At 73.8% G+C, this 5,876-nt stretch carries 5 protein-coding genes; all 5 read left to right on the top strand.

Going from position 1 to position 5,876, the window contains the following annotated elements:
- Positions 1 to 321 (top strand): PASTA domain-containing protein (locus DZF91_RS29405; RefSeq protein ID WP_147341441.1); only part of this gene is annotated, 321 nt, incomplete at its 5' end.
- A gap of 136 nt (positions 322 to 457) precedes the next feature.
- A complete protein-coding gene (locus tag DZF91_RS29400; protein ID WP_117360362.1) occupies positions 458 to 1,081 on the top strand; it encodes a malonic semialdehyde reductase in 624 nt (207 codons plus the stop codon).
- Between the two features lie 170 nt (positions 1,082 to 1,251).
- Complete coding sequence (locus DZF91_RS29395) at positions 1,252 to 2,430, top strand: S1C family serine protease (RefSeq protein WP_117360361.1); 1,179 nt, start codon at positions 1,252 to 1,254, stop codon at positions 2,428 to 2,430.
- 221 nt (positions 2,431 to 2,651) lie between these two features.
- On the top strand, positions 2,652 to 4,943 hold the full coding sequence (locus DZF91_RS29390) for an FdhF/YdeP family oxidoreductase (RefSeq protein WP_117360360.1): 2,292 nt from the start codon (positions 2,652 to 2,654) through the stop codon (positions 4,941 to 4,943).
- A gap of 377 nt (positions 4,944 to 5,320) precedes the next feature.
- The coding region (locus DZF91_RS29385) for an AAA family ATPase (RefSeq protein WP_235834646.1) at positions 5,321 to 5,876 on the top strand (556 nt) is incomplete at its 3' end.

Below are 5,876 nucleotides of genomic sequence, written 5' to 3'. Positions count from 1 at the left end.
GCGGCCGGGCTGGTGCTCGGCCTGACGCTGCTGGTGGGCGGCGGGCCCGGCGGGGACGGCCCCGGCGGGCCCCCGGTGCGGGGCACCTCCACCGGCACCGGCGGGACGGACGGTACGGTCACGGTGCCGCCGGTGGCGGGTCTCGGCGCGCGGGCGGCGGTCGACCGGCTGGCCGAGCGGCACATCCCGGTGGGCGCGGTGATCAGGGTCCCGTCGTCCCGGCCGTCCGGCTCGGTGGTGCGCAGCTATCCCGCGGACGGCGGGCCCCTGGCGGACGGCGAGCCGGTCACCCTGTACGTGTCCGCCGGAATGGGCGGCTGACCCACGGGCGGCGCGCCGCCGACCTGGCGTGATCACCTGATGTGACAGCCCCCACACCCGATCCGGCATATCCCGGGGCCGCACTGCGTTAGGTTGTTTGAAGTTTCAACCGTTAGCAGTGAGAAAGGGTTTCGCGATGACCGCCCTGCACCCCGACGTCCGGCCGACCGACGCGCTCGCACTCGACGCGTCCGCCCAGGACCTGCTGTTCCGCGAGGCCCGCACCGCCAACGCCTTCACCGCCGACCCGGTCACCGACGAGCAGCTCCAGGCGATCTACGACCTGGTCCGGTTCGGCCCGACCGCGATGAACAGCCAGCCGATGCGGCTGGTGGCCGTCCGCACCCCGCAGGCCCGCGAGCGCCTTCTCCGGCACATGTCCGAGGGCAACCGGCCGAAGACGGCGACCGCGCCGCTCACGCTGATCGTCGCCGCCGACACCGGTTTCCACGAGCACCTGCCGACCGTCTTCCCGCACGCCGCGGGCGCCCGCGACGCGATGGAGGCCAACCCCGGCCGCGCGGCGATGGCCCGGTTCAACACCGCGCTTCAGCTCGGCTACCTGATCGTCGGCATCCGCGCCGCCGGCCTCGCCGCCGGACCGATGACCGGCTTCGACGCCGAGGGCGTCCGCGCCGAGTTCCTCGAGGGCACGGGTCACGAGCCGGTCGCCGTGGTCAACGTCGGCCGTCCCGGCCCGGACGCCTGGTTCCCGCGCAACCCGCGCCTCGACTTCGACCAGGTCGTCACCGAGGTCTGAGCCGGAGACGGGAGTCGCGGATGTCCGGATCCCTGTGATCCGGACCGCCTTCTCCCGCGACTCCCGAACATTTCCGCTTGCCGGTGCGTTTCATGGAGTAGAGCCGCCGAGGTGTAAATGCGACGCAGGGGGTATCCCGTCCGCGTTCGTGCGGCGTGGAGGAGGGCCTGATGCACCCTGTCGAGGACCACGGCGCCCCCGGTTCCGGCGGGTCCCGCTCGGCCGCGGGCTGGCTGGTGCTGCTGGCGCTGGCGGGGCTCGCGGCGTTCCTTCTGGCCCGGCCCATCCTCACCGGCCCGGTGGCCGGTCTCCCCGCCGTCGCCCAGTCGTCCTCGCCGTACACGGTGCACCGGCCCGCCGGAGGCGTGCGCGGCGGCGGCATCGTGAACGTCGACACCGAGCTGGGCTACCGGGGCACGCTCGCCGCGGGCACCGGCATCATCCTCGACCGCGACGGCCTGGTCCTCACCAACAACCACGTCATCCAGGGCGCCACCGCCCTCAAGGCGACCGACACCCGCACCGGCCGCACCTTCCCCGCGCACGTCGTCGGCTACGACCGGTCGAACGACGTGGCGGTGATCCGGCTGAGCGGCGCGAAGGGCGCCGGGCTCAGGCCCGCCGCGTTCGGCGACTCGGGCAAGGTCTCCGAGGGCGACGCGGTCACCGCCAAGGGCAACGCGGGCGGCAAGGGCGGCGCGCCGAAGATCGCCCAGGGCAGGGTCACCGCCCTGGAGCAGACCGTCATCGCGCGGGACGACTCCGACGGGTCGTCCGAGCGGCTGTCCGGGCTGATCGAGACGGACGCCGCGATCCGGCCGGGCGACTCCGGCGGCCCGCTGTTCAACGCCTCGGGCGAGGTCGTGGGCATGGACACCGCCGCGTCCGCCGGATTCAAGATGGCCAAGAAGGGCAAGGGCCGCGGCTTCGCGATCCCGATCAACCGGGCGCTGGGGATCGCCGAGCAGATCCGGCAGGGGCACGGCGGCGCGAAGATCCACATCGGGCGGACCGCGATGCTCGGCGTCCAGGTCCGGCCGGTGGACGCGGGCCGGACCGGGAGCGGCGGGCAGAGCGCCGACGGCGGACAGAGCGGCGGGCAGGGCGGCGGGCAGGGCGGCGGCGCCGAGGTGGCGTCCACGCTGCCCGACACCCCCGCCGACCGGCTGGACGTCCCGACCGGCGCGGTCATCACCGCCCTGGACGGCGAGCCGGTCGACTCCCCGAACACGCTCACCGACCTGCTGCTCCGCCACCACCCGGGCGACCGCGTCGCGCTGACCTACCGGATGCCCGGCGGGCAGCCCGTCACCCAGCAGATCACGCTCGCCTCCGGCCCGCCCCAGTGACCGCCCGGCCGTAGACGTCGCAGTGATCGCCCTGCCGTAACCCGCCCCGGTGACAACCCCGCGGTGGCCCGCCGCATCGGCCACCGCGGTTCTCCGCGCCGGGTCGCGTCCCGTGGCGCCCGCCCGTTTCCGCTGGTCGTGAGGTCGGCGTTGCCGTCCCGCGACCGAAAGGTGCGAGAGTGGGAGGGAGCAGTCCCCAAGGCGAGAAAAGAGTGTGGACGATGGGCCGTGAGGCGCCGCGCGAGGACTTCGACGACTCCGGGATGAAGGTCACGAAGCCGAAGCGGTGGGCGGCGGGCGTGCCGGGCGTGACGGCCGCCCTGCGCGACTCCTACGAGCAGATGGGGGTGAAGCGCACCGCGCTGACGCTGCTCCGGGTCAACCAGAAGAACGGGTTCGACTGCCCGGGCTGCGCGTGGCCCGAGTCGCGGCACCGGCACACCGCCGAGTTCTGCGAGAACGGCGCGAAGGCCGTCGCCGAGGAGGCCACCACCCGCCGGATCACCCGCGAGTTCTTCGCCGCGCACACCGTGGACGAGCTGGGCGCGCGCACCGACCACTGGCTCGGCCAGCAGGGCCGGCTCACCGAGCCGATGGTCCGGCACCCCGGGTCGGCGCACTACGAGCCGATCTCCTGGGACGACGCGTTCGGGCTGGTCGCCCAGGAGCTGAACGCGCTCGACTCCCCCGACGAGGCCGTCTTCTACACCTCCGGCCGCACCAGCAACGAGGCCGCGTTCGCCTACCAGCTGTTCGTCCGCGCGTTCGGCACCAACAACCTGCCCGACTGCTCCAACATGTGCCACGAGTCGTCCGGGTCGGCGCTGACCGAGACGATCGGGATCGGCAAGGGCTCGGTGCTGCTGGACGACCTCCACCAGGCCGATCTGGTCTTCGTCGTGGGGCAGAATCCCGGCACCAACCATCCGCGGATGCTGTCGGCGCTGGAGAGGGCGAAGAAGGCGGGCGCGCGGATCGTCGCGGTGAACCCGCTGCCCGAGGCCGGGCTGATCCGGTTCAAGAACCCGCAGCTTCCGTCCGGGGTGGTCGGGAACGGCACCCGGCTCGCCGACCGGTTCCTGCAGATCCGGCTGAACGGTGACCTGGCGCTTTTCCAGGCCCTCAACCGGATGCTGCTCGAGTCGGACGCCCCGGACGCGCTCGACCGGGCGTTCATCGCCGAGCACACCCACGGGTTCGACGCGTTCGCCGAGCACGCCAGGACGCTGGACTGGGACGACGTCCTCGCCGCGACCGGACTGACCCGGGGCGAGATCGCCGCGACGCTCGGCGACGTCCTCGCGGCGAAGCGGATCGTGGTGTGCTGGGCGATGGGCCTGACGCAGCACCGCAACTCCGTCCCGACCATCCGGGAGATCGTAAACTTCCTGCTGCTGCGCGGCAACATCGGCCGTCCGGGCGCGGGCGTGTGCCCGGTGCGCGGCCACTCCAACGTGCAGGGCGACCGGACGATGGGGATCTACGAGAAGCCGAAGGCGGCCTTCCTGGACGCGCTCGCCGCCGAGTTCGGCTTCGAGCCGCCGCGCGAGCACGGCCTGGACACCGTGGACGCGATCCGCGCCATGCGGGACGGCGCGGTCAAGGTGTTCTTCGCGATGGGCGGCAACTTCGTCCGCGCCACCCCCGACTCGGACGTGACCGAGGCGGCGATGCGCAACTGCCGGCTGACCGTCCAGGTGTCCACGAAGCTGAACCGGTCGCACGCGGTCACCGGCGAGCGGGCGCTGATCCTGCCCGCGCTCGGCCGCACCGAGCGGGACGTCCAGGCGGGCGGTGAGCAGTTCGTCTCGGTCGAGGACTCGATGGGCATGGTGCACGCCTCGCGCGGACGGCTCGCGCCCGCGTCGCCCGAACTGCGGTCCGAGGTGGCGATCGTCACCGGGCTGGCGCGCCGGGTGCTCGGCGACCGGCACGGCATCCGCTGGGACGCGATGGAACGCGACTACGACGTCATCCGCGACCACGTCGAGCGCGTCGTCCCCGGCTTCGAGGACTACAACGCGCGGGTGCGCGACCCGGACGGGTTCACGCTGCCGCACGCGCCGCGCGACTCCCGCCGCTTCCCGACCGCGACCGGCAAGGCGAACTTCACCGTGAACCCGCTGGAGGTGCTGCGCGTGCCGGAGGGACGGCTGCTGCTCCAGACCGTCCGCAGCCACGACCAGTACAACACCACGATCTACGGCCTGGACGACCGCTACCGGGGCGTGAAGGCCGGGCGGCGCGTGGTCTTCGTCCATCCGGACGACCTCGCCGCGCTCGGCCACGCCGACGGCGCGACCGTGGACCTGGTGTCGGAATGGACCGACGGCAGCGAGCGCCGCGCCCCCGGTTTCCGCGTCATCGCCTACCCGACGGCGCGCGGCTGCGCGGCGGCGTACTTCCCGGAGACCAACGTCCTGGTGCCGCTCGACAGCACGGCCGAGGTCAGCAACACCCCGACGTCGAAGTCGGTGGTCGTCCGCCTGGAGGCCGCCCCGGCCGCCTCCTGACCTGCCGGTCCCGGCCGTCCGCGTCCGGGGGCGCGGGCGGCCGGGACACGGGCGGTGTTTGGGCGGGCGGGAAGGACACGGCGGCTCGCCGACCGGCCGATGCCGGACACTGCCGGGGCGGCGGTGAGGGACGAGCGTAGGGTGAGCGCGGGCGCCCGCGGGAGTGGAGCGGGAAGGGCGTCCGTAACCGGCCGTATTGACCCGCGATACGCGGGTGGCCGGAGCTCCGACGGCGTACGATGCAGCCATCCTGACGCTCCCGTCCGACAGATCCACCCCGCAGATCCACCCGACAGATCCACCCGACAGGTCCACCCCGAGATCCACGGTACGAACGCAACGCATCTTCTCGCTCCCTCCCCTCCACGAGGTGACCGGTGACGGCACTGGCGGACGACCGGCACGGCGGCAACCTGCCCGCCGAGGTGACCCGGTTCATCGGCCGGCGGCGCGAGCTGGCCGAGGCCAGGCGCGTGCTGGCCCGCTCACGCCTGGTCACGCTGACCGGCGTCGGCGGGGTCGGCAAGACGCGGCTGGCGCTGCGGCTGGCCACCGAGGTGCGCGGCGGGTACGAGGGCGGCGCGTGGCTGGTGGAGCTGTCCGCGCTGCGCGAGCCGGACCTGCTCGCCCGGCACGTCGCCGACAAGCTCGGGCTGCCCGGCCAGGCGGCGGGCGACCAGACCGACCGGCTGTGCGAGCACCTGGCCGACCGCGAGCTGCTGCTCGTCCTGGACACCTGCGAGCACCTGGTCGAGGGCACGGCGGCGCTGGTCGAGACGCTGCTGCGGGCCGCGCCCCGGCTGCGGGTGCTCGCGACCAGCCGCGAGCCGCTGGACGTCATGGGCGAGCACAACCTGGTGATCCCGCCGCTGGCCGTCGCCGCGGACGGCGGACCGCCCGACGCCCCGCCGGACGCCCCGGGCGCGGCGCCGG

This window comes from Actinomadura logoneensis (assembly GCF_003428695.1).
Lineage (GTDB): Bacteria > Actinomycetota > Actinomycetes > Streptosporangiales > Streptosporangiaceae > Spirillospora > Spirillospora logoneensis.
The sequence above is the reverse complement of the archived record's forward strand: the minus strand, read 5'-3'. Positions and strand labels throughout refer to the sequence as shown.

Coding starts and splice junctions, on each gene's coding strand:
- DZF91_RS29400 (WP_117360362.1), top strand. CDS start 458: ATGACCGCCCTGCACCCCGACGTCCGGCCGACCGACGCGCTCGCACTC.
- DZF91_RS29395 (WP_117360361.1), top strand. CDS start 1,252: ATGCACCCTGTCGAGGACCACGGCGCCCCCGGTTCCGGCGGGTCCCGC.
- DZF91_RS29390 (WP_117360360.1), top strand. CDS start 2,652: ATGGGCCGTGAGGCGCCGCGCGAGGACTTCGACGACTCCGGGATGAAG.